The organism is Methylobacterium sp. WL69 (assembly GCF_008039485.1).
GTDB lineage: Bacteria > Pseudomonadota > Alphaproteobacteria > Rhizobiales > Beijerinckiaceae > Methylobacterium.
Map to the genome: position 1 here is coordinate 1 of NZ_VRUZ01000072.1, position 22,724 is coordinate 22,724.

Consider the following 22,724-nt stretch of genomic DNA (forward strand, 5'->3'; position numbering starts at 1 on the left):
CCCCCGCCCCGCTCGCTCAACCCCCGATCGACGTGTCCCACGCCGCCTCACCACCCGAGCCGAACCCGTTCCGGCTCGCGAGCCTCTACGCCGTGGTCTTCGTCGAGATCGGCATCGCCATGCCGTTCATGCCGGTGTGGCTGAACGCCCTGGGACTCGAAGCCGGAATCATCGGCGTACTCCTGGCCCTGCCCATCGCGGTCAAGATCGTCGCCACCGCCCCCCTGGTCGGCCTCATTGACCGGGGCGTCGGCGCGCGCGCCCTCCTGGTCACCGGAAGCCTCGCCCTGGCGGCCACCTACGCCCTGATGCCGGCGGGCGCGGCCCTGGGCTGGCCGGTCCTGGCGCTCCTCATCGCCCTCAACGCCGCCGCGGGCGCGCCCCTGGTGCCGAGCATCGACTACCTGACCCTCGCCGCCGTGCGCCGCAGCGCCCGCCTCGACTACGCCCGCATCCGCATGGCCGGCTCCATCGCGTTCCTGGCCGCGAACCTCGCCGGCGGGGCGGCCCTGGGACTTCTCGGCGAACGCCTCGCCGTGCCGCTCCTCACCACGGCCCTCGCGCTCGTGGCCGCTTGCGTCTGCGCCGGCGTCCGGCTGGAGCTTGCCGCCACGACCGTCCCGGCCACGAAGGTCGCCCGTGCCTCCCTGCCCCGGATTCTCTGGTTCACCATCGCGGCCGGGGCGGCGATCCAGGCGAGCCACGCGGCGCTCTATGCCTTCGCCTCCATCCACTGGAGCCTCCACGGCTTCTCCGCCCCCTGGATCGGCGCCCTGTGGGCCATCGGGGTCCTGGCCGAAATCGTCCTGTTCGCCGGCATCGGCCTGTGCCCGGCCTCCTGGCGCACGCCGTTCCGCCTCCTCGGCCTCGGCGCGGTGGCGGGCGCCGTGCGGGCCGTCGGCATGGTGTTCTACGGCGATTCCCTCGGCGCGGTCCTCGTCCTGCAGACCCTCCACGGCTTCAGCTTCGGGGCGACCCAGCTCGGCGCCATGGCGGCGGTGTCGCGGTTCGCCCCCGAGGGCGCCCGCGGACGGGCCCAGGGGACCCTGAGCGCCACCAACGCCCTGGCGTCGGCCGGCGCGACGCTCATGAGCGGCCTCGCCTACGGACAGGGCGGCGGCCCCCTCGCCTTCGGCCTCATGGCGCCGCTCGCCGTGCTCGGCCTGTGCCTGACGGCACGTGCCGCGCGCCTGGCGCGCACGGAGCGTCTTCACAGCGCCGCCTTTGTCCCGCAGCACCCGAATACGATTGCGTAACCCTAACCTGTGAGGAAAGGGAACGCGTGGAACGGAGTGGCGTGTCGTGCCGACCGCTGAAACCCTGCCGAATCCGGATGCCGCCGACGCCTCCGCCCCGACCGGCGGACGCATCGCCCTGCGCGGACGCTGGACCGTCGACCAAGGCAACGCCGTCGAGGCCGCCGCCGCCGGGATCTTTCGCGATGCAGAGCGGGGCGCCATCGTCGTCGACCTGACGGGGGTGACCCGCCTCGACACCCTCGGCGCCTGGGTGCTGGAGCGGACCCGGGCGGACATCGAGGCCGCCGGTGGCCGGCTCGCCTATGCGGGCGCCTCCCCCGAGCACCGAATCCTGCTGGGCGAGGTCAGGCTGCCCCCGGCCGAACCCGGCCCGGCGCCGCGCGGACGGATGATCGGGTTCCTGCACGACCTCGGCGTGCGGGTGGTCGGGGCCCGCTCGGACCTCGTCACCGGCCTCGCCTTCTTCGGAGAAGTGGTCACCGCCTGCATCCGCGTCGCCGCCCGGCCTGGCACCTTCCGCGGCACGGCGTTCGTCAACCAGCTCGATCAGGTCGCCTTCCGGGGCGTTCCCATCATCGTCCTCATCTCGTTCCTCGTCGGCGGCATCGTCGCCCAGCAGGGCATCTTCCAGCTCCAGCGCTTCGGGGCCCAGAGCTTCGTCGTGAACCTCATCGGGCTCCTGATCCTGCGCGAACTCGGGGTGCTGCTCACCTCGATCATGGTGGCGGGCCGCTCGGGCTCGGCCTTCACCGCCGAGATCGGCTCGATGCGCATGCGCGAAGAGGTCGACGCCCTGCGGGTCATGGGCCTCGACCCCATCGAGATCCTCATCGTCCCGCGCATCCTCGCCCTCGTCGTCGGGCTGCCGATCCTCGCCTTCCTCGCGTCCCTCGCGGCCCTCGCCGGCGGCGGCCTCACGGCGGCCCTCTACGGCGGCATGACCACGGAGGCGTTCCTGGCGCGGCTTCAGACGGCGGTGTCGTTCCACCACGTCGCCGTGGGCCTCATCAAGGCGCCGTTCATGGCGCTCATCATCGGAATCATCGCGACCATCGAGGGTTTCGCCGTGGAAGGCTCGGCCGAATCCCTCGGGCGCCACGTCACCGCCTCAGTCGTGAAGTCTATTTTTATGGTCATCGTGCTCGATGGACTCTTCGCTGTCTTCTTCGCGGCAATCGATTTCTGACCCCGTGCAGACCGAACTCGCCCAGGCCGAGCGGCCGACCCGTGAACACAGAGCCGGCAACGAGCCGGACGCGATCATCCGTGTCCGCGACCTCGTGGTCGGCTTCGGCTCGAAGATCGTGATGAAGGGCCTCGACCTCGATATCCGCCGGGGCGAGATTTTGGGCTTCGTCGGGCCGTCGGGCCAGGGCAAGTCGGTGCTGACCCGGACCATCCTCGGCCTCGTGCCGAAGCGTTCGGGCCAGATCACCGTGTTCGGCGAGGATGTGGACGGCCTCACCGTCGCCCGGCGCCGGCAGATCGAGCAGCGCTGGGGCGTGCTGTTCCAGCAGGGCGCCCTGTTCTCGGCGCTCACCGTCAAGCAGAACATCCAGATGCCCATGCGCGAGCACTTGAACCTGTCCGAGCGCCTGCTCGACGAGTTCGCGCGCCTCAAGATCGAGATGGTCGGCCTCAAGCCCGACGCCGCCGACAAGCTGCCGTCCGAACTCTCCGGCGGCATGATCAAGCGCGCGGCCCTGGCCCGGTCCCTGGCGCTCGATCCCGAGATCCTGTTCCTCGACGAGCCGACCTCGGGCCTCGATCCCATCGGCGCCGGCGAGTTCGACGAGCTCGTCGCCACCCTGAAGCAGACCCTGGGGCTGACCGTATTCATGGTCACCCACGACCTCGACAGCCTCTACACCGCCTGCGACCGCATCGCCGCGCTCGGCGACGGCCAGATCATCGCGCAGGGCACCATCGAAGAGATGCTCGAGAGCGACCATCCCTGGCTGCGCTCCTACTTCCACGGCAAGCGCGGCCGCGCCGTTGTCCCCAACGGCACGCGCCATGCGACGGCTTAATCCTTCCCCTCGTGTGGTGACGCACCGCGCGTCCGCCACGAACCCGGGCAATCGCTGATCCCATGGAGACTCGTGCGAACTACGCCCTGATCGGCGCCTTCACGCTGGCCGTGCTCGTCGCGGCCTTCGGCTTCGTGTTCTGGCTGCAGGGCGGCTCGCGCAGCCAGGTCCGCCAGGCCGTGCGCATCGTCTTCTCCGGCAGCGTCGGCGGCCTCGCCAAGGGCTCGACGGTGGCGTTCAACGGCATCAAGGTCGGCGAGGTGACGGATGTGCGCCTGCTGCCGCAGGACCCGCGCCGTGTCGTCGCCGTGGTCGAGGTCGAGCGCACCACGCCGTTGCGGGCCGACACCCGCGCCCGCCTCGATTCGGCGATGCTGACCGGCGTCTCCACCATCTCGCTGTCCGGCGGCAACGCCGACGCGCCGGTGCTCGGCACCGGCACGGGCGACCAGATGCCGACGATCTTCGCCGATTCGTCCGACATCCAGGACATGATGGCGGCGGCGAAGCAGATCGCCCAGCGCGCCGACGACGTGCTTCAGCGCCTCGACAAGGTGGTGGCCGGCAACGAGGGCGCCATCACCCGGACGCTTGCCAATGTCGAGGCGTTCTCGAAGACCCTGGCGGAGGCCGGCCCGGCGGTGAGCGGCCTGGTGAAAGCCATCGACGGGCAGAAGCTCAACCACGTCATCGACAACGCCGACCGATTCTCCGCAGCCCTGGCCGCCGGCAGCCCCGACATCGAGGGTGCCCTCAAGGACGCCCGCGGGATGATGGCGAAGCTCAACGCCTCGGCCGACCGCGTCGATGCCGTGCTGAAGGGCGCCGAAGGCTTCCTCGGTTCGGCCTCTGGCTCGGCCGGCACCAGCACCTTCACCGAGGTGCGCGAGGCCGCCATCTCCGTGCGCGATGCCGGCAAGGCGTTCCGGACCCTTTCCGAGAACCTCGACAAGCGGACCTCGAACATCGCCACCAGCTTCAACCGCCTGAGCGGGACCGGCCGGCGCGAGGTCGAGGCCCTGTCCACGGACGGGCAGCGCACCCTCAACACCCTCAACCGCACGGTGAAGAACCTCGAGCGCGACCCGAGCCAGGTGATCTTCGGCGGCAAGCCGTCGTTGCCGGAATACAACGGTGGCCGCTGAATGCGGTTTGGCCGGGATGAGGGTGTCCCGGCGCACGGCACGAAACCAGCTTTGCCGTAGTTTACCGTTCGCAGCCCGTCGCGCTGTGAAGTCCGGATTGCGTATGACCTACTCCACACCGGCCCTCGCCCTCGGCGTGAGCCTGCTCGCCGCCGCCCTCGGGGGCTGCGGCGGCGCCGTTCCCCTCACCTTCGACCTCGCCGCCCTGCCGCCCACGGGCCGGACGAGCGCGTCCGCGCGCTCCGTCACCGTGGCCGAGCCCGTCGGCATTCAGCCGTTCGAGGCGGATCGCATCATCGTGCGCGAGCCCGGCGGCGCCCTGTCCTTCCTCGGGGGCGCCCAGTGGGCCGACCGCCTGCCGCGCCTGATCCAGACCCGCCTGATCCAGAGCCTGGAGAATTCCGGCCGCCTGAAATCTGTGAGCCGGCCGGGTGACAAGATCGTCTCCGACTTCCAGCTCATTTCCGAGATCCGCGCCTTCGACATCGCCGCCGGGTCCGGCGAGGCCGTGGTCGACCTGTCGGCCAAGATCGTCGCCGAAGGCACCGGCAAGGTCGTGTCCGCGCGGGTGTTCACGGCGCGCATCCCCGTGGCGAAGGTCGATGTCGCCTCCGCCGCCGTCGGGCTTGATGCGGCCCTGGCCCGGGTGCTCGGCGAGATGGTGGTGTGGGTGAATTCCGGCCGCTGAGATCCGCGGCCGTCATACCAACGCCGGTCGATCCCTTCGGGATGGCGGAGTTGGGCTTCGCTCAAGCGCCACGCGTGCTGCCTGATTCGGGCTCCGGTCCATCGACCGGAGCGCGGATCATTCCATCACGGCGGCCTTCATGATCACCACCATGATCGCCTTGGCCGGCTCCGGGCCGATGCAGCGCACCGTGTGGGGCCGGTCGCAGCGATAGCGCAGGGTCTCGCCCGTCCGCGCCCGCTGGACCGTACCGGCGACTTCGACCTCGAGCTGGCCGGCGGTGACCGTGACGGATTCCACCGAGCCGCGCTGGTGCGGATCGGAATCGAGGATGCCGCCCGGATCGGCCGTGACCTCGTACCATTGCAGCCACTCGACGGTCTTGATCCAGCCGACGATGGCGAGCCGCACCTTACCGTCGTCGGAGACGAGGATCGGCGTATCGGCCCGCGAGGTCTTCTCGATGAACGGCTCTTCGTCGCTGGTGGCCAGCACCCGTTCGATGGACACGTCGAGGGCCTGGCTCAGGCGCCAGATCGTGGCGAGCGTCGGATTGGTTTCGTTGCGCTCGATCTGGGAGATGATCGACTTGGCGACCCCGGACTGCTCGGCGAGCTCGGAGAGCGAGAGGTTGTAGGCTTTGCGCAGGCGCTGGATGGTCTTGCCGAGCTGCCCCGACAGGACCTGGGCCCCCGTCAGGATGTCCCGCTGCCGCCCCCGCTCGGGCATCGTCACCTGATCGTCCATGGTCCCTGTCATCCGGCGGATCGTTCCGTACATCGAACGAACGTGCGGTACTTCAAACGCAATTTCGGGAGGGGCGCAAGCCGAGCGTCGGTCTCGACGCCGGCCGCGTCACCGCCAGAGCGCGTGGAAATGGTGGACCGGTCCGTGACCGCGACCGACTGGCACGGTATCCGCGGCCTGCAGGGCCGCCGTGAGGTAGCGCTTGGCCGCCGCCACCGCCTCGACGAGGGGGAGCCCCCGGGCGAGGCCCGCCGCCACCGCCGCCGACAGGGTGCAGCCGGTGCCGTGGGTGTTGCGGGTGGCGACGCGGGGGGCCGCGAACCGGCGCAGCGTCCCGTCTGCGCAGAGGAGGTGATCGACGCTCTCGTCGCCCTCCCCGTGGCCGCCCTTCACCAGCACCGCCCGCGCGCCGAGGGTCAGGAGCCGGCGGGCCTGGGCCACGGCCTCGTTCTCGCTCCGCGGTGCCGCGGTACCGATCAGCGTTCCGGTCTCGGGCAGATTGGGGGTGACGAGGTCGGCGAGCGGCAGGAGCAGGCGGCGCAGGGCCTCGACGGCGTCCTCCGAGATGAGCCGGTCGCCGCTCGTCGCCACCATCACGGGATCGAGCACCACGGGAATGCCCCCGGCATGCCGGCGCAGGCCCGCCGCCACGGCCTCGATGGTGGCGACCTGGGACAGCATCCCGATCTTCACCCCCGTGACGGTGAAGTCGCCGAACACGCTGTCGATCTGCGCCGCGACGAAGTCCGCCGGCACGTCGTGGATGCCCTGGACGCCGAGGGTGTTCTGGGCCGTGAGCGCGGTGACGACGCTGGCGCCGTAGACGCGCAGGGCTGCGAAGGTCTTCAGGTCCGCCTGGATGCCGGCGCCCCCGCCCGAATCCGAACCCGCGATGGTGACGGCGATGGGGGTCATGGCGTGTCTCTCGGTTGGGGTCAGTCTATCGGGTGATGCCGCGCCCGGCGAGGGCCGCATCCACGCGGTGGCGCAGGTCGCGCGCCCGCGCCTCCACACCTTCCCCGGCGAACAGGGCGGAGATGACCGCGATCCCGTCCGCCCCGGCGCCGATCACCGCCGCCGCGTTGCTCGAATCGATGCCCGCGATGGCGCCGATGGGGAAGCCCTGCCCGCGCGCGAGGCGGCCCCGGAACAAGATGCGGCCGAGGCCGTCGAGGCCCACCGGCGGGTCGGGATTATCCTTGCTGGCGGTGGCGAACACGCCGCCGATGCAGGCGTAATCCACCGGCAGACGGTAGGTTTCGTCGGCCTGGGCCCCGGTCTTCAGGGTGAGACCGACGATGGCCGCGCGCCCGAGGAGGCGCCGCGCCTCGGCCGGATGGAGGTCGGACTGGCCGAGATGCACGCCCTCCACGCCCGCCGCGAGGGCGAGGTCGACCCTGTCGTTGACGAGGAGGGGCACGCCGCTGCCGGCAAGCGCCGCGTGGATCGCCCGGATGCGCGCCAGGGCGGCGCGGGCGTCGGCGATGGTCTTTTCGCGGTACTGGAGCAGGGTGCAGCCGCCGCGCGCCGCGCCGGCCGCCATGGCGGCGAGGCGTGCCGGATCGGTGCCGCAGACGCCGGTATCGAGGATGCCGTAGAGGCGCAGATCCACCGGCACCGTTCGCTCCTGCGCCTCGTCCCGTCCGATCACGTCGTTCTCCCCCGTCGCCCTCTCCGCACCGTCTTACGGGCACGGACCCGGACCGCAAAGGCACACGGATGGGAGCTTGGCCGGCGGGAGGGCGTTGACTCACCGAAGGGGAGAGGATCGGACCGAGATGGAACGCACGCCAAAGCAGAAGATGCTCGCCGGGGAACTCTACCACCCCGACGACCCCGAGATTCAGGCCGACGCCCATGCCTGCAAGGCCTGGATGGTGCGCTACAACGCGGCGCTCGGCCTGTCGCCCGCCGATCGGCGGGTTCTGCTGCGCGAGATCTTCGCCGGCGTCGGCGACGACACCGTCGTCCGGCCGCCCTTCCACTGCGATTACGGCCTGCACATCACCCTCGAGGACCATGTCTTCCTCAATTTCGGCTGCGTGATTCTCGATTGCGCGCCGGTCCATATCGGTGCGCGCACCCAGATCGGCCCCGGCGTGCAGATCCTGACGGCCGACCACCCCCGCGATGCGGCGTCGCGGGAGGCCGGCCTCGAATTCGCGCGTGCGATCCACATCGGCCGCAACGTCTGGATCGGCGGCGGCGCCCTGATCCTGCCCGGCGTGACCGTGGGCGACCACGCCATCATCGGGGCCGGGAGCGTGGTGACGCGGGACGTCGCCGAGGGCGACACCGTGGTGGGCAACCCCGCCCGGCCCCTGCCCCGGCGTGGCGAGGCCTGAGCCATCGGCCGCGCCGTTTGGCCGTTCATCAAGGCGGCGCGATATGCCATGAGCACGGGGTGCGAGACCGAGGGGCGGATACGGTGACGACGGCGAAGGACATGCAGGGGCGCGACGGCGCCGCGCTTCCCAACCCGTCCGCCGTCGGGCTCGTCGCCGTCATCGTGGCGGCCACGGACGGCGAGCCGCGCGCCCTCACGGTCCAGGTCGAGGGCCAGGCCGCCGGCCGCTCCGTTGGCCTGCCCGCCGGCCCCCTGGTGCCGGAGCACCCGACCCTGGAGCGGGGCCTGCGCGCCTGGGTGGAGCGCCAGACCCACCAGCGCCTCGGCTATGTCGAGCAGCTCTACACCTTCGGCGACCGCGACCGGCAGGGCGACGAAGCCCAGGGGCTGCATTCCCTCTCCGTGGCCTACCTCGCCCTCGTGCGCGAGGTCCGGCCCGCCGGCCTCGCCGAAGCCTCCTGGCGCAACTGGTACCGCTACCTGCCCTGGGAGGATTTTCGCGAGGGCCGTCCGGCGGCCCTGGCCGAGATCGAGCCGAAGCTCCTGGCCTGGGCGGGCGAGACCGGCGATCCGAAGCTGAAGCGCCGGCGCGAGGACCGCCTGAGCCTCACCTTCGGCCTGTGCGACGGTGCCTGGAACGAGGAGCGCGTGCTGGAGCGCTACGAGCTGCTGTTCGAGGCCGGCCTCATCCCCGAAGCGCAGGGCCAATCGGGGTCGGCGAGCCCCGCCGACATCGCGGTGACCGGCCAGCCCATGGCGTTCGACCACCGCCGGGTGCTGGCCACCGCCATCGGGCGCCTGCGCGGCAAGATCAAGTATCGCCCCGTGGTGTTCGAGCTGATGCCGCCGACCTTCACCCTGTTCCAGCTCCAGCGCACGGTGGAGGCCCTGTCGGGTACCAACCTGCACAAGCAGAACTTTCGCCGGCTCGTGGCCCAGCAGGGGCTGGTGGAGGAGACCGACGGCGTCACCAGCGGCGCCACCGGCCGGCCGGCGCGCCTCGTGCGGTTCCGCCGGGAAGTCCTGCTCGAACGCCCGGCCCCGGGATTCCGTTTGAGACCGGCGAAACGGCCCGCCTGACAATCGCGGCGCACCATCGAGACGTGCGCCGCAAAACAATTATGCTCAAGTCCAGCATATCTGGACAACGGGGCACGGGACCCCTACGTTAGTCGGCACAATGCTCATTTTGAGCATAAGTGAGGACGCATCCATGGCGGCCACCAGGTTCCCGATCTCCCCGGCGCCCGCGGCGTATCCCGGCCTGCCCCTGCCCGACATCTACGCGCGGGTCAGCCGGCACGTGCCCGCCATCGAATGGCCGGCCCTGGCCGAGGACGTGGCGGCGATCCTGGAACTGAAGAAGACGCGCAACGCCGTCATCCTGGCGCACAACTACCAGGCGCCGGAGATCTTCCACACGGTGGCCGACATCGTCGGTGACAGCTTGGCGCTGGCCCGCGAGGCCGTGACGGTGGATGCCGACGTGATCGTGCTCGCCGGCGTGCACTTCATGGCCGAAACCGCCAAGCTCCTGAACCCGGGCAAGACCGTGCTGATCCCGGACATGCGCGCCGGCTGCTCGCTCGCCGATTCCATCACCGCCGCCGACGTGCGGGGCCTGCGGGAGAAGTATCCCGGCGTGCCCATCGTCACCTACGTCAACACCTCGGCCGCCGTGAAGGCCGAGTCGGACCTGTGTTGCACCTCGGGCAACGCCGTCGACGTGGTGCGCTCGCTCAACGCCCCCCGCGTCCTGATGATTCCCGACGAGTTCCTGGCCCAGAACGTCCAGGCCCTGGTGCCCGAGGTCGAGATCCTGACCTGGGCCGGCCATTGCGAGGTGCACGAGCAATTTACCCCGGCCGACATCCACGCCGTGCGCGAGAGCTACCCGGGCGTCACCGTCATCGCCCACCCCGAATGCCCGCCCGACGTGGTGGCCGAATCGGACTTTTCGGGTTCGACCGCCATGATGATGAACTTCGTCACCGAGAAGCGCCCCCGGCAGGTGGTGCTCGTCACCGAATGCTCCATGGGCGACAACATCGCGGCGGCGAACCCTGACATCGAGTTCATCAAGCCGTGCAACCTGTGCCCGCACATGAAGCGCATGAGCCTGAAGAACATCCGCCATGCCCTGGAGACCCTGACCTACGAGGTCACGGTGGAACCCGAGCTCGCCGGCCGGGCGCGCCTGGCGGTGGAGCGCATGCTCGCGGTGCGGCCGCGATGAACGCGCACGCGCCCTTCTCCTTCGCGACGCCCGACCGCGTCGTCGTGATCGGCGCCGGCGTCGCCGGCCTCGCCACGGCGCTCCGCCTCGCGCCCCGGCCCGTCACCCTGGTGACGGCGAGCCCCCTCGGGTTCGGCACCGCCACGGGCTGGGCCCAAGGCGGCATCGCCGCCGCCATGGGCGCGGACGATGCGCCGTCGCTGCACGCCGCCGACACCCTGGCGGCGGGCGCCGGCCTGACGGAACGGGATGTCGCCGAGCGCGTCGCGGCGGCCGGCCCCGGCCTCATCGACTGGCTTGTCGCCCTCGGCGCGCCCTTCGACCGGGATACGTCCGGCGCCCTCGGCCTCGGCCTCGAGGCCGCCCATTCCCGGCGCCGCATCGTGCGGGCGGGCGGCGATTCCACGGGACGGCTCGTGCTGGAGACCTTGGTGCGGGCCGTGGCCGCCACCCCGTCCATTGACGTGGTGGTAGCCCATGCCCGCTGCCTCCTGCGCGACGCCCACGGGGCGATCGCGGGCGTGGTGTGCGAGCGTGACGGCACGCGCCTGCGCCTGCCGGCCCGCGCCGTGGTCCTCGCAACCGGTGGGATCGGTGCGCTCTACGCCTCCACCACCAACCCGCGCGGCGCCACCGGGGCCGGCCTCGCCCTTGCGGCCCGGGCGGGGGCCACCTTGCGCGACATGGAGTTCGTGCAGTTCCACCCCACGGCCATCGCCGTCGGGGCCGATCCGATGCCGCTGGCCACCGAAGCCCTGCGCGGCGAGGGTGCGCGCCTCGTCGATGCGGACGGGGCCCCGATCATGGCCGGCATCGCCGGTGGCGATCTGGCGCCGCGCGACGTGGTCGCCCGCGCGATCTTCCAGGCGCAGGGCCGGGGTGCCGGCGTCTTCCTCGATTGCCGGGGCGCGCTGGGCGCCCGGATGCCCGTGCGCTTCCCCACGGTGGCGGGCCTGTGCGCCACGGCCGGCATCGACCCGCAGCGTCAGGCGATCCCGGTGCGGCCGGCGGCCCACTACCACATGGGCGGCGTGAAGGTGGATGCGGCCGGGGCCAGCACCGTTCCGGGCCTGTTCGCCTGCGGCGAGGTCGCCTCCACCGGCCTGCACGGCGCCAACCGCCTCGCCAGTAACTCGCTCCTTGAGGCCATGGCGTTCGCCCCCTGGATCGCCGAAGCCATCGTCGACGTGCCGGTGCCGGGACCCGCCCAGCCCGAACCCGAGCCGACGCGACCGGCGACGGATCTATCGGCTATCCGCACCATCATGGAGACGCGGGTCGGCGTCGTGCGGGAGGCCGAGGGCCTCGCGCAGGCGGTCCGTCGCCTCGCCCCCGCCGCCCGGGCCGGTTGCGACGCCGCCCTCGTCGGCCTCGCCGTCGCCACCTCGGCCCTGTCGCGCCGGGAGAGCCGGGGCGCCCATTGGCGCAGCGACTGTCCCGATCAGGCGACGCCGCGCCATACGGAGACGACCTTGGCCGAAGCCTTGGCACTGGCCGAAGCTTTGGCCGAGACCGCCACGCCCGCCCTCGCCTGATCCGGCCCGCCGCCAGACACGCCCGGGAGGGCTGCCATGACCGACGACCTCCACCTCGTCCCCCTGCCGCGCCTGATGATCGAGCCCATCGTCAGGGCGGCCCTGATGGAGGATCTCGGCCGGGCCGGCGACATCACCACCGACGCCATCGTGCCGGCCTCCCTGACCATGAACGCCGTCATCGCCGCCCGTCAGGACGGCGTGATCTCGGGGATCGATGCGGCCGTCATCGCCTTCGGACTCATCGATCCCGCCGTGGCGGTGACGGTGGTGCGGGGCGACGGCGCCCGCGTGACGCCGGGCGACGTGGTGATCCGCCTGTCGGGGCCGGCCCGCGCCATCATCACCGCCGAGCGCGTCGCCCTGAACCTCCTGTGCCGGATGTCCGGGGTCGCCACCGCCACGGCGTCCCTGGTCGATGCCGCGCGGCCCCACGGCAAGGCCAGGATCGTCTGCACCCGTAAGACCACCCCGGGCCTGCGCGCCCTGGAGAAGCACGCGGTGCGGGCCGGCGGCGGCTCGAACCACCGCTTCGGCCTCGACGACGCCGTGCTGATCAAGGACAACCACGTGGCGGTCGCCGGCGGCATCGTCCCGGCCATCACCCGGGCGCGGGCCTATGCCGGCCACCTCGTGAAGATCGAGTGTGAGGTCGATACCCTGGCCCAGCTCGAGGAAGCCCTGTCCGTCGGCGCCGACGCGGTGCTCCTCGACAACATGAACCCGGATCAGCTGCGCGAGGCCGTGCGGATGATCGACGGGCGCGCCATCGCGGAGGCGTCGGGCCGGATCACCCGCGAGACCGTGGGTGCCGTGGCGGCGTCCGACGTCGATCTCATCTCCTGCGGCTGGATCACCCACAGCGCGCCGATCATCGATCTCGGCCTCGACGACGCCTGAATTTCGGGCCTGAACCGGGAACGTTACGGCCAAGGCGCCACAGTGTGGCCACGGAGTCACGACGTCGCGGCAACCGATGGTGCACCGCGGATAGCGCTTGGCTTTGCACAGCCAGCGTTTACGTCTTGGGCATGCTTCGCGCGGTACCGTGCGGCGAGCTGATCACCACTTCCGACTGCCCTCGAGAGGCCCCGATGCGCCGTTTCGCCCCCGCCCTCACCGGGCTTGCCTGCGCGCTTGGCGCGTGGGCCTCGCCCGCCGCCGCGTACGAGATCGACCCCCTCACCCGCCAGCCCCTCGACAACGCCCTGGTGCTGCGCGTGCGTCCGCAGGCCGAGCCGGTGGCCGCCGTCGCGGTGCCGACCGCCAACGCCTCGCTCTCGCCGGCCGACCCCATGGCCTCGGCCGTGCCGCAGATGTCGGCGATCCAGCGCGAGCAGGTGGCCTATGCGGGCAACTACGCCCCCGGCACCATCGTGGTCTCCACCGCCGAGCGCCGGCTGTACTACGTCCTCGGTGACGGTCAGGCCCTGCGCTACGGCGTCGGCGTCGGTCGTCCGGGCTTCACCTGGGGCGGCGTGCAGACCATCACGATGAAGCGCGAGTGGCCCGATTGGCGTCCCCCGGCCGAGATGCTGCGCCGCCGTCCCGACCTGCCGCGTTTCATGAAGGGCGGCATCGAGAACCCCCTCGGCGCCCGCGCCATGTACCTTGGCAACTCGATCTACCGCATCCACGGCTCCAACGAGCCGGAGACCATCGGCACCGCCGTGTCCTCGGGCTGCATCCGCATGACCAACGAGGACGTGAGCGACCTCTTCACCCGCGCCAAGGTCGGCGCGAAGGTCATCGTGGTGCGCTGATCGCGTCGAACGAAATTGAGCTGCTGAAGGGCCGGTGGAGACACCGGCCCTTTTTTAATTGCGCCTGGAGGCGCCGAAACCCGTAAGCAAGCTCCCTCGCCTACTCGGACGATTGGTGCCGATCCCAACGCATCGCCGCGTAACCCATGCCCACGATGACGAGGGGGAGAATGACGTTGGCGAAGACCCACAGCCCGCTCATCCGATCCTCCCGAAAACGTGACGCGCCATGGCATCCAACTGAATGGGTGCCCTACTTCGACACGGCGAAGAAGCGCGACAGCAGCCAAAGGGGCACCACCACCACGGCGCCCGCCAGGATCCAGCGGCCGAAATCGTGGAACGTGTCGAGGCCGAGATCGACCAGGGCGCGCACGGCGTCGTAGGCGTGCCAGAACAGCAGGCCCGGCGTGACCCCGAGCATCGCCATCACGGCGCCGACGAGGATCGACAGGAACAGCAGCTTGGCGAACACCGCCGCCGGTGACCCGCCGAGGAAGCGGCGCAGGGTCGAGCGGCGCGCCGGCTCGACGTAGCCGCCCGCATAGGGCTGGCCGGGAAAGGGCTGCGGACGGCGCGGGTCGTTGTCGATGCTCATCGGATGAAATGTCCTTGCGGCGCGCGGCCTGTGGTTTCTCTCAACCCGCCGAAGCCGGCGGAAGCGTGACCGAATCGACACACCCCGTCGAAACCGGATCGGCGCTCGGGCGTTAGGCGGGTTGCCGCCGACGGCGCAGGTGGCAATGCGCGCCGCGGGGTCCAAGTTGGTGCGACCTGATTTTTGTCATGAAACGAAGCGACCCATGATCGACCACGCCCTGTTCGACCCGGCGACGATCGATCCGGAGACCAAGCGGCTCAACGCCGAGATCATCGCCGCCCATGCGGCGCAGGCCGATCCGTGGTCGATCCCCATCGCCGAGGTCCGTGAACGCCGCCGCCAGGGCACCAAGGCCTCCCCCGCCATGCCCCGCAGCGCGCGGGCCGAGATCGTGACCATCGACGGGCCCGGCGGCCCCCTGTCGCTCAGGATGATCCGCCCCGACGCGAAGAAGTGGGCGAAGACCCGCGGCGCCTATCTCCACATCCATCGCGGCGGCTGGGTCTGGGGGGCCGCCGACGAGCAGGACCCCTGGCTCGAGCGCATCGCCGACACCTGCGGTTTCGTCTGCCTCTCCGTCGAGTACCGTCTCGCCCCCGAGCATCCCTACCCGGCGGCCCTCGAGGATTGCGAGGCCGCCGCCCTGTGGCTCGTCGGGCCGGGTCGGGCGGAGCTCGGGATCACTGCCCTCACCATCGGCGGCGAATCGGCCGGCGCGCACCTCGCCGTGATGACCCTCCTGCGCCTGCGCGACCGGCACGGCCTGCCCCGCGCCTTCCGGGGCGCCAACCTCAATGCCGGGTTCTTCGACCTCGGCCTGACCCCGAGCGTGCGCAACTGGGGCGACGAGCGCCTCGTGGTGAACACCAAGGATCTGACCACCTTCGCCAACGACTACGTCCGCGACGGCATCGACCGACGCCGGCCCGACGTGTCGCCCCTTTACGCCAACCTCGCCGGCCTGCCCCCGGCCCTGTTCACCGTCGGCACCCACGATCCGCTCCTCGACGACACCCTCTACATGTCGTCGCGCTGGGCGGCCGCCGGCAATGGCGGCCACACGGCGATCTATCCCGGCGGCTGCCACGTCTTCGTGCGCTATCCCGGCGCCATGTCCGAACGCGCCCTGGAGCTCATCGACCGCTTCCTGATGGCCCTCGCCTGAGCCCGCCTCCCCCGGACCACGCCCTGCCCGAACGGTTCGCGGCGTGGTTCTCCGCGCGGGGCTGGACGCCCCGGCCGCACCAGCTCGATCTGCTCGCCATCGTGCGGGCGGGTCGCTCCGCACTCCTGGTCGCCCCCACGGGTGCCGGCAAGACCCTGGCGGGCTTCCTGCCCAGCCTCACCGCCCTCGCCGATCGCCCCCCCGCGAAGACGTCGCGCGGGCTGCACACCCTCTACATCTCGCCCCTGAAGGCGCTCGCCGTCGATATCGCCCGCAACCTCGAGGCGCCCATCGCCGAGATGGGGCTGTCGATCCGCGTTGAGACCCGCACGGGCGACACGCCCTCGCACAAGCGCACCCGGCAGGTCGAGCGCCCGCCCGACATCCTGCTGACGACGCCGGAGCAGCTCGCCCTGCTCATCGCCCACCGCGAGGCATCGGACCTCTTCGCCAATCTGTCCTGCGTCGTACTCGACGAGCTGCACGCCCTGGTCACGTCAAAGCGCGGCGACCTCCTGTCCCTGGCGCTCGCGCGGCTGCACCGCCTGAGCCCCGGTCTCACCGCCATCGGCCTGTCGGCGACGGTGCGCGAACCGGACGACCTGCGGCGGTATCTGGTGCCGCAGCGCTCATTTGAGTCGGACATGCGCGGGTCCCCTCTCCTGGAAGGAGAGGGACAGGGTGAGGTGTGTGCCCCATCCGAAAAGGTCGCACACCTCACCCCAGCCCTCTCCTTCCAAGAGAGGGAGCACCGTGGCGACGACGCCCTGGTGCCCGGTCCGATGCCCATGGCCGACCTCGTCGTGGTGCGGGGCGGTGCGGCCCCCGACCTCCACATGCTCGACACCGGCCTGACCCTGCCGCTCGCCGGCCACACCGCTTGGCAGGCGATGCCGGCGATCTACGATCTCATCGGGCGCCACCGCACGGTACTGGTCTTCGTCAACACCCGGCTTCAGGCGGAATACACCTTCCAGGAACTCTGGCGGATCAACGAGGAATCGTACCCCATCGCCCTGCACCACGGCTCCCTCGACGCCTCCCAGCGCCGCCGGGTCGAGGCGGCCATGGCGGCGGGGCAGTTGCGGGCCATCGTCTGCACCGCCACCCTGGACCTCGGCATCGACTGGGGCGACGTCGATCTCGTGGTCAACATCGGCGCGCCGAAGGGCGCGAGCCGGATCATGCAGCGCATCGGCCGCGCCAACCACCGCATGGACGAGCCGTCGAAGGCCTACCTCGTGCCGGCCAACCGCTTCGAGATCCTCGAATGCCAGGCCGCCCTCGACGCCGTCGAGGCCGCCGCCCAGGACACGCCGGATGCCCGCCTCGGCGCCCCGGATGTCCTCGCCCAGCACATCCTCGGCATGGCCTGCGCCGACGCGTTCGATCCGGTGCGGCTCTACGACGAAATCGTCTCGGCGGCGCCCTACGCCACCCTCAGTTGGGAGGATTTCGAGGCGGTGGTCGATTACGTCGCCACGGGCGGCTACGCCCTGCGCGCCTACGAGCGCTTCGCCAAGATCCTGCGCGGCCCCGACGGCCTGTGGCGGGTGCGCGATGCCCGCACGGCCCAGCAGTACCGGATGAATGTCGGCACCATCGTCGAATCGGCCAAGGTGAAGGTCCGCCTCGCCCGGGCGAACCGGGCCCGGCCGGGGGCGGTGCTGCCCCGGGGCGGCCGGGTGCTCGGCGAGATCGAGGAGGATTTCGCCGATACCCTCACACCCGGCGACACCTTCCTGTTCGCCGGCGAGGTTCTGCGCTTCGAGGGCCTGTCCGAGGACGAGGCCCTGGCCACCCGCGCCGGTCCCGGCACCGACCCGGCGATCCCGTCCTACGCCGGCGCGAAGTTCCCGATCTCGACGTTCCTCGCGGCGCGGGTGCGGGCGATGATCGCCGATCCGTTCGAGTGGGACCGCCTGCCGAAGCAAGTCTCCGACTACCTCGTGCAGCAGCGCACCCGCTCGGTGCTGCCCGGCGCCACCGGCCTCCTGGTCGAGACGTTTCCGCGGTCCGGGCGCTACTACCTCACCGCCTTCCCGTTCGAAGGACGCCTCGCCCATCAGACGCTCGGCATGCTCCTGACCCGGCGCCTGGAGCGTGCGCGGATGCGGCCGCTCGGCTTCGCCGCCAACGATTACGGCATCGCCATCTGGATGACCCGCGATCTCTCCGCGCGCATCGCCACCGAGCCGGAGTTCCTGGATGCCCTGTTCGCCGAGGACATGCTCGGCGACGACCTCGAAGCCTGGCTCGACGAATCGGCGATGATGAAGCGCACCTTCCGGCAATGCGCCGTCATCGCCGGGCTCATCGAGCGGCGCTATCCGGGCCAGGCCAAGACCGGGCGGCAGGTCACCATGTCGACGGACCTCGTCTACGACGTCCTGCGCAAGCACCAGCCCGACCACCTGCTCCTGCGCGCCGCGCGCCAGGATGCGGCAACCGGACTCCTCGACGTGAGGCGCCTCGGTGTGATGTTGAGGCGCGTCCAGGGACACATCGTCCACAAGGCCCTGGACCGCGTCTCGCCCCTGTCCGTCTCCGTCATGCTCGAGATCGGGCGGGAGAAGGTCTACGGCGAGGGCGCGGACGAGATTCTGGCCGAGGCCGAAGCGCAGCTTCTCGAAGAGGCGCTGGGGTGCGAGATGCCTGATTGACAGCGCGCGGCGACGCGCCCCCTTTCAACAACGAGGATGCGGTTTTGGCGCTCGGCGCACGACTCGAGAAGACCACCAGGGCGCCCGGCCTGACCCTCGCCGGCGAACACCTCACCCTCGACCTGTGCGGCGGCCTGTGGCTGGCCGCCCATCGCACCCTGGTGGTGTCCGATCTCCATCTCGAGAAGGGCTCGGCCTTCGCGGCGCGCTCGGGCCAGTTCCTGCCGCCCTACGACACCCGCGAGACCCTGGCCTGCCTGCACGAGGTCGTCGCCCGACTCGATCCGGCCCGCGTCGTCGCCCTCGGCGATTCGTTCCACGACGCGCGCGGACCGGACCGGATGGAGCCCGGCGACCGGGCCATGGTGGCGGCCCTGCAGGAGGGGCGCGACTGGGTCTGGATCGCCGGCAACCACGACCACGCCGTCACCGAGGGCGTCGGCGGGCGCTACGCCGAGACCCTGACCCTGGGCGGCCTTACCCTCCGGCACGAGCCGAGTCCCAACGCGGAGGACGGCGAGGTGTCCGGCCACCTGCATCCCTGCGGCAAGGTCGCCATGCGGGGCCGTGCCGTGCGCCGCCGCTGCTTCGTCACCGACGGGCGCCGCCTCATCATGCCGGCCTTCGGCGCCTATGCGGGCGGGCTCAACGTGCGCAATCCGGTGTTCGAACCGCTGTTCCCGGCGGGCTTCACCGCGCATCTTCTCGGGGATGGCCGCGTCTTCGCCATCGGCCGGGCCATGCTGGCGAAGGATTAGTAGCCTTCTTCGGCGGCCTGCCGTCAGGCCGCCACGAGGAGGGACGTGCCCGCCACCGCCGACAGCACCAGCCGCAGCCGCCCGAGCCACACGGGCACAAGACCGCGGCGGGGCAGGTCCTGATCGACGAAGCCCCAGGACAGGACGAGGCAGCCGAGCATCCGCAGGTCCCACGGGGCCGGGACCGCGAGGGCCGCCCAGGCCAGGAGCGAGGGCACGATGGCGATGGCGTAGTCCGCCCCGCCGCCGCCGCGGGCCGCAGCGGCGCCCCAGCGGATGCCGCCGAGGAACGAGGCGACCACCGCCCCGTAGGTCGAGAGCACGGTGCGCGGACTCAAGCCGATGGTGCTGAGGCCGGCATCGCCACCGCTGACCGACAGGAAGGCGAAGCCGAGGAACGGAATCAGGCCGGCGATCCCGAGAATCAGGGCCGCCGGCGGTACCGTCGTCACGCGCGCCATCGGGTCTCCGGTCGTCCAGGAATTCACGTTCCGGCCGGCCCATGCCAACCCGGAAGGAATCGTCCCCTATCAAACGCCTCGGAGCGTCCGGGGAAAGGCGGCACATACCCGCAGCGCCGCGAGCCTATCCCCTATCGGGGGCCGGGCCCGCGGCCTCAGCCGCGTCGCGGCGGAACCGAGACCGGGACCGGCGGTGCCGCGCCGAGCAGGCTCATGGTCCGGGGGGCGATGGCGGGCGCCGGGGGCTCGTTGTGGGCGGGATCGGGCGTCTTGGCCTTGAAGGCCGCGACGAGGCCGCGCGCCGCGGCGAGATCCTTCGGCTCGAGTTTGGCGGCGACGTCGTCGCGCTTCTTGGCGGCGTCGGCATCGCCCTGCGCGCCCGCGGCCGAGAACCACAGGTAGGATTGCACAAGGTCCTGCTGCACGCCGAGGCCCCGGGCGTAGAGCACCGCGAGGTTGTACTGGCTGTCGCGCAGGCCGTACTCCGCCGCACGCCGGAACCACTGCGCGGCCGTGGCGTAGTCGGGCTTGCCCGACGCCGTGGGATTCTCGGCGTGGATCACCGCGAGGTTGTGCATGGCGCGGGCGTTGCCCTGATCGGCCGCGCGTCCGTACCACAGCTTGGCCTGGGCCAGATCGCGGGGCGCGCCGAGGCCCTTCTCGTGCAGGCCGCCGAGCTTGTACTGGGCCGGCGCGTAACCGGCCTGGGCGAGCTTGTCGTAGAGCTTGCGCGACAGGGACAGGTCCCGCGTCACCCCGCGCCCGTCGGAAAACCGGGCGGCAAGGTCGTAGATGGCCGCGCCATCCCCGTCCAGGGCCGCGTGACGGAGGGGGGCGAGGGTCTCGGGGATCGCGGCGAGGTCCGCCGACAGGGCGGCCATCTCGGAAACCTGCGGCATCCCTCGGGTGGCGCCGGCCTTCGCAGTCTCGGATTTCGGGGTCTCGGCTTTCGGAGTCTCGAGCTTGCCGGCCACGGGTTTCGCGGCCTCGTCCCGGATGACGGCCGGATCGGCGAGGGCCTGGGTCGTGACCGGATCGGGCACGGCCGCCGGCTGGGGGCTCTCCGGCACGGCCACCGCTGCGGTCTCCTGGACCGGACGGTTCGTACCGATGGCCTGGAGGGCGCCGAGCGCCAGGATGATGGCGGCGAGCCCGAGGAGCAGGGGCTTGCGCCGGCGGTCGATCTCCCTGCGCAGGCGGGCGAGCGGACCCGGTGCCGGGGCCTCGTCGCCGACGGCCGCTGCGGCGGGACGACGCTCGCTCAGGTTCGTCCCGCTGCCGTTGGCCTCGGCCTGCGCCACCTGGGCCGCACGCCGGGCGGCGGCGATGAAGCTGGTCTTGATGTCGCCATCGGAGACGACGGGTGCCTGCGGGTCCGCGTCGTCGCGAAGCGGCTCCCGGCCGGGCCGCCGTGTGCCGGGCTCCAGGGGAAGGTCGCCGAGGACGGCGTCGGGGCGCGGCCGCTCGACCTGCGGGTCGGCGCGACGGGCGGCGCCCCTGGCAGCCGGATTGATCGCAGTCTTGGGGATCGTGGGCTTGGGCATCGCGGCAGCGGCGTCGGCCGGCGGTATCGCGGCGGTGGCGAGCACCCGTTCCGTCGCCGCGCGCATCTCGAGGGGGCCGTTTGCGGTCTCCGTCGGGACGAACCGTCCGGCGAGGCGCTCGAGGACCGTATGGACGCCGGTCAGGGTCGATTGCAGGCGCTTCTCGGACGCCGCCTGCTGGTCGCGCAGGTCGGCGAGGCCGGCCTGGAGTCGGTCGAGGTCGCCGCCGCCGACGGTCTCGGCCATGGCGTGGCGGGCCGCCCGCTCGGACAGCGGCGCCTCCTCGCGCAGGGCGGAGACCTGGGCGAGGAGATCGCCCATGGTCCGCTCCAGCCCGACGAGGGCCGGATCTGAGTCGCGGGTATCGATGCGGGCGGCGAGCGCCAGGACCTGATGCTCAAGGGCGTCGAGCCCCTCGGCCGAGACGGTGTCGGAGGTCCCCATCCGGTCGACCTTGACCGAGAGGTCGTGCAGCATGCCGTGGATGGCGGCGAGATCGCCGTCCGGCACCACCGGCCGGCGCAGGCTCGCGCCGAGGCCTTCCAGGCGCTCGATGAGATCGCCCACGGGATTGATGTGGACGCGGTCCACCTTCTCGGACAGGGCGTCGATCCGATGGATGATGGCGGCCGAATCGGGAGCTTCGGTGACGGCGGTGACGTCGCGCAGGGCGTCGAGCTTGGCCGCCATGGCGTCGATCCGGGCCTCGAGGCCGCCCTGGGCGGGGCGTTCCAGGCCCGCACGGATTTCCTCCAGCAGGGGACGCAGGGAGGCCACGTTCGCCTGGGCGCCGGCCTCGGTCCGGAGGCGCGCGATCTCGGCGCTGATGGCCGCGACGCCGGAGGTCAGGACCTCGATGCGCTCGGGCGCCGCCAGTCCGGCGATGGCACCGCGGATCTCCTGCAATTCGCGAAACAAGCCATCGAGGGCTTCGCGGTCGGCGAAGGCTTCGGGACCGCTGCGCAGGACCGTGTCGACCCGCGCACCGAGGCTTTCCAGGTCGGCGGCGAGGCGGGTCTGGACCTCCCGGGCCGTGTCGCCGCACAGGCGATCGACCTCGGCGCGGATGCGATCGAGGGGGCCGGTCACGGCCGAGAGATCGGCCTGGGCCGGAGACCCCTCGACGCCCGTGGCGAGGGCGTGCATCGCCGCCTCCAGGGCGCCGACCTCGCGGCCGGTGGCCAGACCGTCGAGGGAGGCGCGCAGGCGGATGGTCTCGCTGCGCAGGTCGCCGATGACCGTGGCGGCGGGTGCCGGGTGCGCGTCGAGCTCGCGCTGCCGCTGGCGGATCTCGCTCACGGCGTCCCGGACTTCGACGGCGGCCGAGCGGCCCCGGCGCCCGATGGGCCGGGGCGCCGTGATCTGCTCGCCGAGTTCGGCCATGCGCCGCTCGAGTTCGGCGAGGGTGCGGGCGGCCGCGGCCTGCGCGGCCGTGTGCTCCCCGGCGATCCGCTCGTCGATGGCATCCAGGCGCTGCATCATCCGCGCGAGGGCCTGCGCCATCGGGTCGGGCATCGCCGGCGCGGGTGCGGTCGGGACCGCCGCGAGGGCGGGTTCGGCGGCCGGACGGGCGTCCCCGGCCACGAAAGCCGGCGCCGCATCGGGCAGCTTCGGCTGCGCCGGGGCCTTCCCCGCCTTGGCTGAGTTCTCCTTGGGGGGATTTTCCTTGGGGGGATTTTCGCGCGGCGCGGTCGACGACGTCTTGCGGGGCGGTCCCGAAGCCTTCGCCGACCGCGAAGCCCTCGATGGCTTGTTTCGCGAATTGCAGGAGATCCGCGGTGC

The 22,724-nt window shown here is 71.6% G+C and carries 20 protein-coding genes; 14 read left to right on the top strand and 6 right to left on the bottom strand.

Annotated elements, in window-relative coordinates; genetic code table 11:
• The first annotated feature begins 32 nt into the window (after positions 1-32).
• The 5 genes from FV218_RS16795 to FV218_RS16815 all read left to right on the top strand — a co-directional run bounded on the left by FV218_RS16795 (position 33) and on the right by FV218_RS16815 (position 5,122).
• Positions 33-1,256, top strand: coding sequence for an MFS transporter (locus FV218_RS16795; RefSeq protein WP_056093596.1), 1,224 nt, complete (start codon positions 33-35; stop codon positions 1,254-1,256).
• Positions 1,257-1,302: 46 nt separating this feature from the next.
• The gene (locus tag FV218_RS16800; RefSeq protein WP_147710814.1) at positions 1,303-2,445 is read left to right on the top strand and encodes an MlaE family lipid ABC transporter permease subunit; all 1,143 of its coding nucleotides are present in this window, start codon (positions 1,303-1,305) and stop codon (positions 2,443-2,445) included.
• A gap of 121 nt (positions 2,446-2,566) precedes the next feature.
• On the top strand, positions 2,567-3,289 hold the full coding sequence (locus FV218_RS16805) for an ABC transporter ATP-binding protein (protein ID WP_244475040.1): 723 nt from the start codon (positions 2,567-2,569) through the stop codon (positions 3,287-3,289).
• A 62-nt stretch (positions 3,290-3,351) separates the two neighbouring features.
• Positions 3,352-4,434: an MlaD family protein gene (locus FV218_RS16810; protein WP_056093602.1), complete on the top strand. Its 1,083-nt coding sequence runs from the start codon at positions 3,352-3,354 to the stop codon at positions 4,432-4,434.
• A 103-nt stretch (positions 4,435-4,537) separates the two neighbouring features.
• A complete protein-coding gene (locus tag FV218_RS16815) occupies positions 4,538-5,122 on the top strand; it encodes an ABC-type transport auxiliary lipoprotein family protein (RefSeq protein ID WP_147710815.1) in 585 nt (194 codons plus the stop codon).
• A 117-nt stretch (positions 5,123-5,239) separates the two neighbouring features.
• Here the strand turns inward: FV218_RS16815 and FV218_RS16820 are convergent, their stop codons facing one another.
• The 3 genes from FV218_RS16820 to thiE all read right to left on the bottom strand — a co-directional run bounded on the left by FV218_RS16820 (position 5,240) and on the right by thiE (position 7,520).
• Positions 5,240-5,869, bottom strand: coding sequence for an XRE family transcriptional regulator (locus FV218_RS16820; protein WP_147710816.1), 630 nt, complete (start codon positions 5,867-5,869; stop codon positions 5,240-5,242).
• A gap of 108 nt (positions 5,870-5,977) precedes the next feature.
• Positions 5,978-6,784 (bottom strand): bifunctional hydroxymethylpyrimidine kinase/phosphomethylpyrimidine kinase, encoded by an 807-nt coding sequence (gene thiD / locus FV218_RS16825; RefSeq protein ID WP_147710817.1) that lies wholly within the window; start codon positions 6,782-6,784, stop codon positions 5,978-5,980.
• 25 nt (positions 6,785-6,809) lie between these two features.
• Positions 6,810-7,520, bottom strand: coding sequence for a thiamine phosphate synthase (thiE, locus tag FV218_RS16830; protein ID WP_147710818.1), 711 nt, complete (start codon positions 7,518-7,520; stop codon positions 6,810-6,812).
• 127 nt (positions 7,521-7,647) lie between these two features.
• Here thiE and FV218_RS16835 point away from each other — a divergent pair, with 127 nt between their 5' ends.
• From FV218_RS16835 to FV218_RS16860, 6 genes are all read left to right on the top strand, one after another.
• Positions 7,648-8,214: a sugar O-acetyltransferase gene (locus FV218_RS16835; RefSeq protein ID WP_147710819.1), complete on the top strand. Its 567-nt coding sequence runs from the start codon at positions 7,648-7,650 to the stop codon at positions 8,212-8,214.
• A gap of 101 nt (positions 8,215-8,315) precedes the next feature.
• Complete coding sequence (locus tag FV218_RS16840) at positions 8,316-9,296, top strand: hypothetical protein (protein WP_056093619.1); 981 nt, start codon at positions 8,316-8,318, stop codon at positions 9,294-9,296.
• Between the two features lie 133 nt (positions 9,297-9,429).
• A complete protein-coding gene (gene nadA / locus FV218_RS16845; protein WP_147710820.1) occupies positions 9,430-10,452 on the top strand; it encodes a quinolinate synthase NadA in 1,023 nt (340 codons plus the stop codon).
• On the top strand, positions 10,449-11,987 hold the full coding sequence (locus FV218_RS16850; RefSeq protein ID WP_147710821.1) for an L-aspartate oxidase: 1,539 nt from the start codon (positions 10,449-10,451) through the stop codon (positions 11,985-11,987). Before nadA ends, FV218_RS16850 begins: the two co-directional genes overlap by 4 nt.
• 36 nt (positions 11,988-12,023) lie before the next feature.
• Positions 12,024-12,887, top strand: a complete 864-nt coding sequence (gene nadC, locus FV218_RS16855) for a carboxylating nicotinate-nucleotide diphosphorylase (RefSeq protein ID WP_147710822.1) — start codon at positions 12,024-12,026, stop codon at positions 12,885-12,887.
• Between the two features lie 194 nt (positions 12,888-13,081).
• Positions 13,082-13,750, top strand: a complete 669-nt coding sequence (locus FV218_RS16860) for a L,D-transpeptidase (protein WP_056093630.1) — start codon at positions 13,082-13,084, stop codon at positions 13,748-13,750.
• 253 nt (positions 13,751-14,003) lie between these two features.
• Here FV218_RS16860 and FV218_RS16865 read toward each other — a convergent pair whose 3' ends face one another.
• Complete coding sequence (locus tag FV218_RS16865) at positions 14,004-14,348, bottom strand: DUF6460 domain-containing protein (protein WP_147710823.1); 345 nt, start codon at positions 14,346-14,348, stop codon at positions 14,004-14,006.
• Between the two features lie 205 nt (positions 14,349-14,553).
• Between FV218_RS16865 and FV218_RS16870 the strand changes: the two genes are divergently transcribed.
• The 3 genes from FV218_RS16870 to pdeM are packed head-to-tail and all read left to right on the top strand — an operon-like array spanning position 14,554 to position 18,937.
• On the top strand, positions 14,554-15,516 hold the full coding sequence (locus FV218_RS16870; protein WP_056094225.1) for an alpha/beta hydrolase: 963 nt from the start codon (positions 14,554-14,556) through the stop codon (positions 15,514-15,516).
• Complete coding sequence (locus tag FV218_RS16875; RefSeq protein ID WP_147710825.1) at positions 15,513-18,179, top strand: ligase-associated DNA damage response DEXH box helicase; 2,667 nt, start codon at positions 15,513-15,515, stop codon at positions 18,177-18,179. Before FV218_RS16870 ends, FV218_RS16875 begins: the two co-directional genes overlap by 4 nt.
• 44 nt (positions 18,180-18,223) lie before the next feature.
• Positions 18,224-18,937 (top strand): ligase-associated DNA damage response endonuclease PdeM, encoded by a 714-nt coding sequence (gene pdeM / locus FV218_RS16880; protein ID WP_147710826.1) that lies wholly within the window; start codon positions 18,224-18,226, stop codon positions 18,935-18,937.
• A 23-nt stretch (positions 18,938-18,960) separates the two neighbouring features.
• Here pdeM and FV218_RS16885 read toward each other — a convergent pair whose 3' ends face one another.
• Positions 18,961-19,398 carry a DUF3429 domain-containing protein gene (locus tag FV218_RS16885; protein ID WP_056093638.1) on the bottom strand — a complete coding sequence of 146 codons (438 nt, stop codon included), beginning with the start codon at positions 19,396-19,398 and terminating at the stop codon, positions 18,961-18,963.
• A gap of 155 nt (positions 19,399-19,553) precedes the next feature.
• Complete coding sequence (locus FV218_RS16890; RefSeq protein WP_246685156.1) at positions 19,554-22,526, bottom strand: hypothetical protein; 2,973 nt, start codon at positions 22,524-22,526, stop codon at positions 19,554-19,556.
• Positions 22,527-22,724: the final 198 nt, after the last annotated feature.

Bases quoted from the DNA above. Each gene is read 5' to 3' on its own strand.
- FV218_RS16805 (WP_244475040.1), top strand. From the start codon at position 2,567: ATGAAGGGCCTCGACCTCGATATCCGCCGGGGCGAGATTTTGGGCTTC.
- FV218_RS16810 (WP_056093602.1), top strand. From the start codon at position 3,352: ATGGAGACTCGTGCGAACTACGCCCTGATCGGCGCCTTCACGCTGGCC.
- FV218_RS16815 (WP_147710815.1), top strand. From the start codon at position 4,538: ATGACCTACTCCACACCGGCCCTCGCCCTCGGCGTGAGCCTGCTCGCC.
- FV218_RS16820 (WP_147710816.1), bottom strand. From the start codon at position 5,869: ATGGACGATCAGGTGACGATGCCCGAGCGGGGGCGGCAGCGGGACATC.
- thiD (WP_147710817.1), bottom strand. From the start codon at position 6,784: ATGACCCCCATCGCCGTCACCATCGCGGGTTCGGATTCGGGCGGGGGC.
- FV218_RS16835 (WP_147710819.1), top strand. From the start codon at position 7,648: ATGGAACGCACGCCAAAGCAGAAGATGCTCGCCGGGGAACTCTACCAC.
- FV218_RS16840 (WP_056093619.1), top strand. From the start codon at position 8,316: ATGCAGGGGCGCGACGGCGCCGCGCTTCCCAACCCGTCCGCCGTCGGG.
- nadA (WP_147710820.1), top strand. From the start codon at position 9,430: ATGGCGGCCACCAGGTTCCCGATCTCCCCGGCGCCCGCGGCGTATCCC.
- FV218_RS16850 (WP_147710821.1), top strand. From the start codon at position 10,449: ATGAACGCGCACGCGCCCTTCTCCTTCGCGACGCCCGACCGCGTCGTC.
- nadC (WP_147710822.1), top strand. From the start codon at position 12,024: ATGACCGACGACCTCCACCTCGTCCCCCTGCCGCGCCTGATGATCGAG.
- FV218_RS16860 (WP_056093630.1), top strand. From the start codon at position 13,082: ATGCGCCGTTTCGCCCCCGCCCTCACCGGGCTTGCCTGCGCGCTTGGC.
- FV218_RS16865 (WP_147710823.1), bottom strand. From the start codon at position 14,348: ATGAGCATCGACAACGACCCGCGCCGTCCGCAGCCCTTTCCCGGCCAG.
- FV218_RS16870 (WP_056094225.1), top strand. From the start codon at position 14,554: ATGATCGACCACGCCCTGTTCGACCCGGCGACGATCGATCCGGAGACC.
- FV218_RS16885 (WP_056093638.1), bottom strand. From the start codon at position 19,398: ATGGCGCGCGTGACGACGGTACCGCCGGCGGCCCTGATTCTCGGGATC.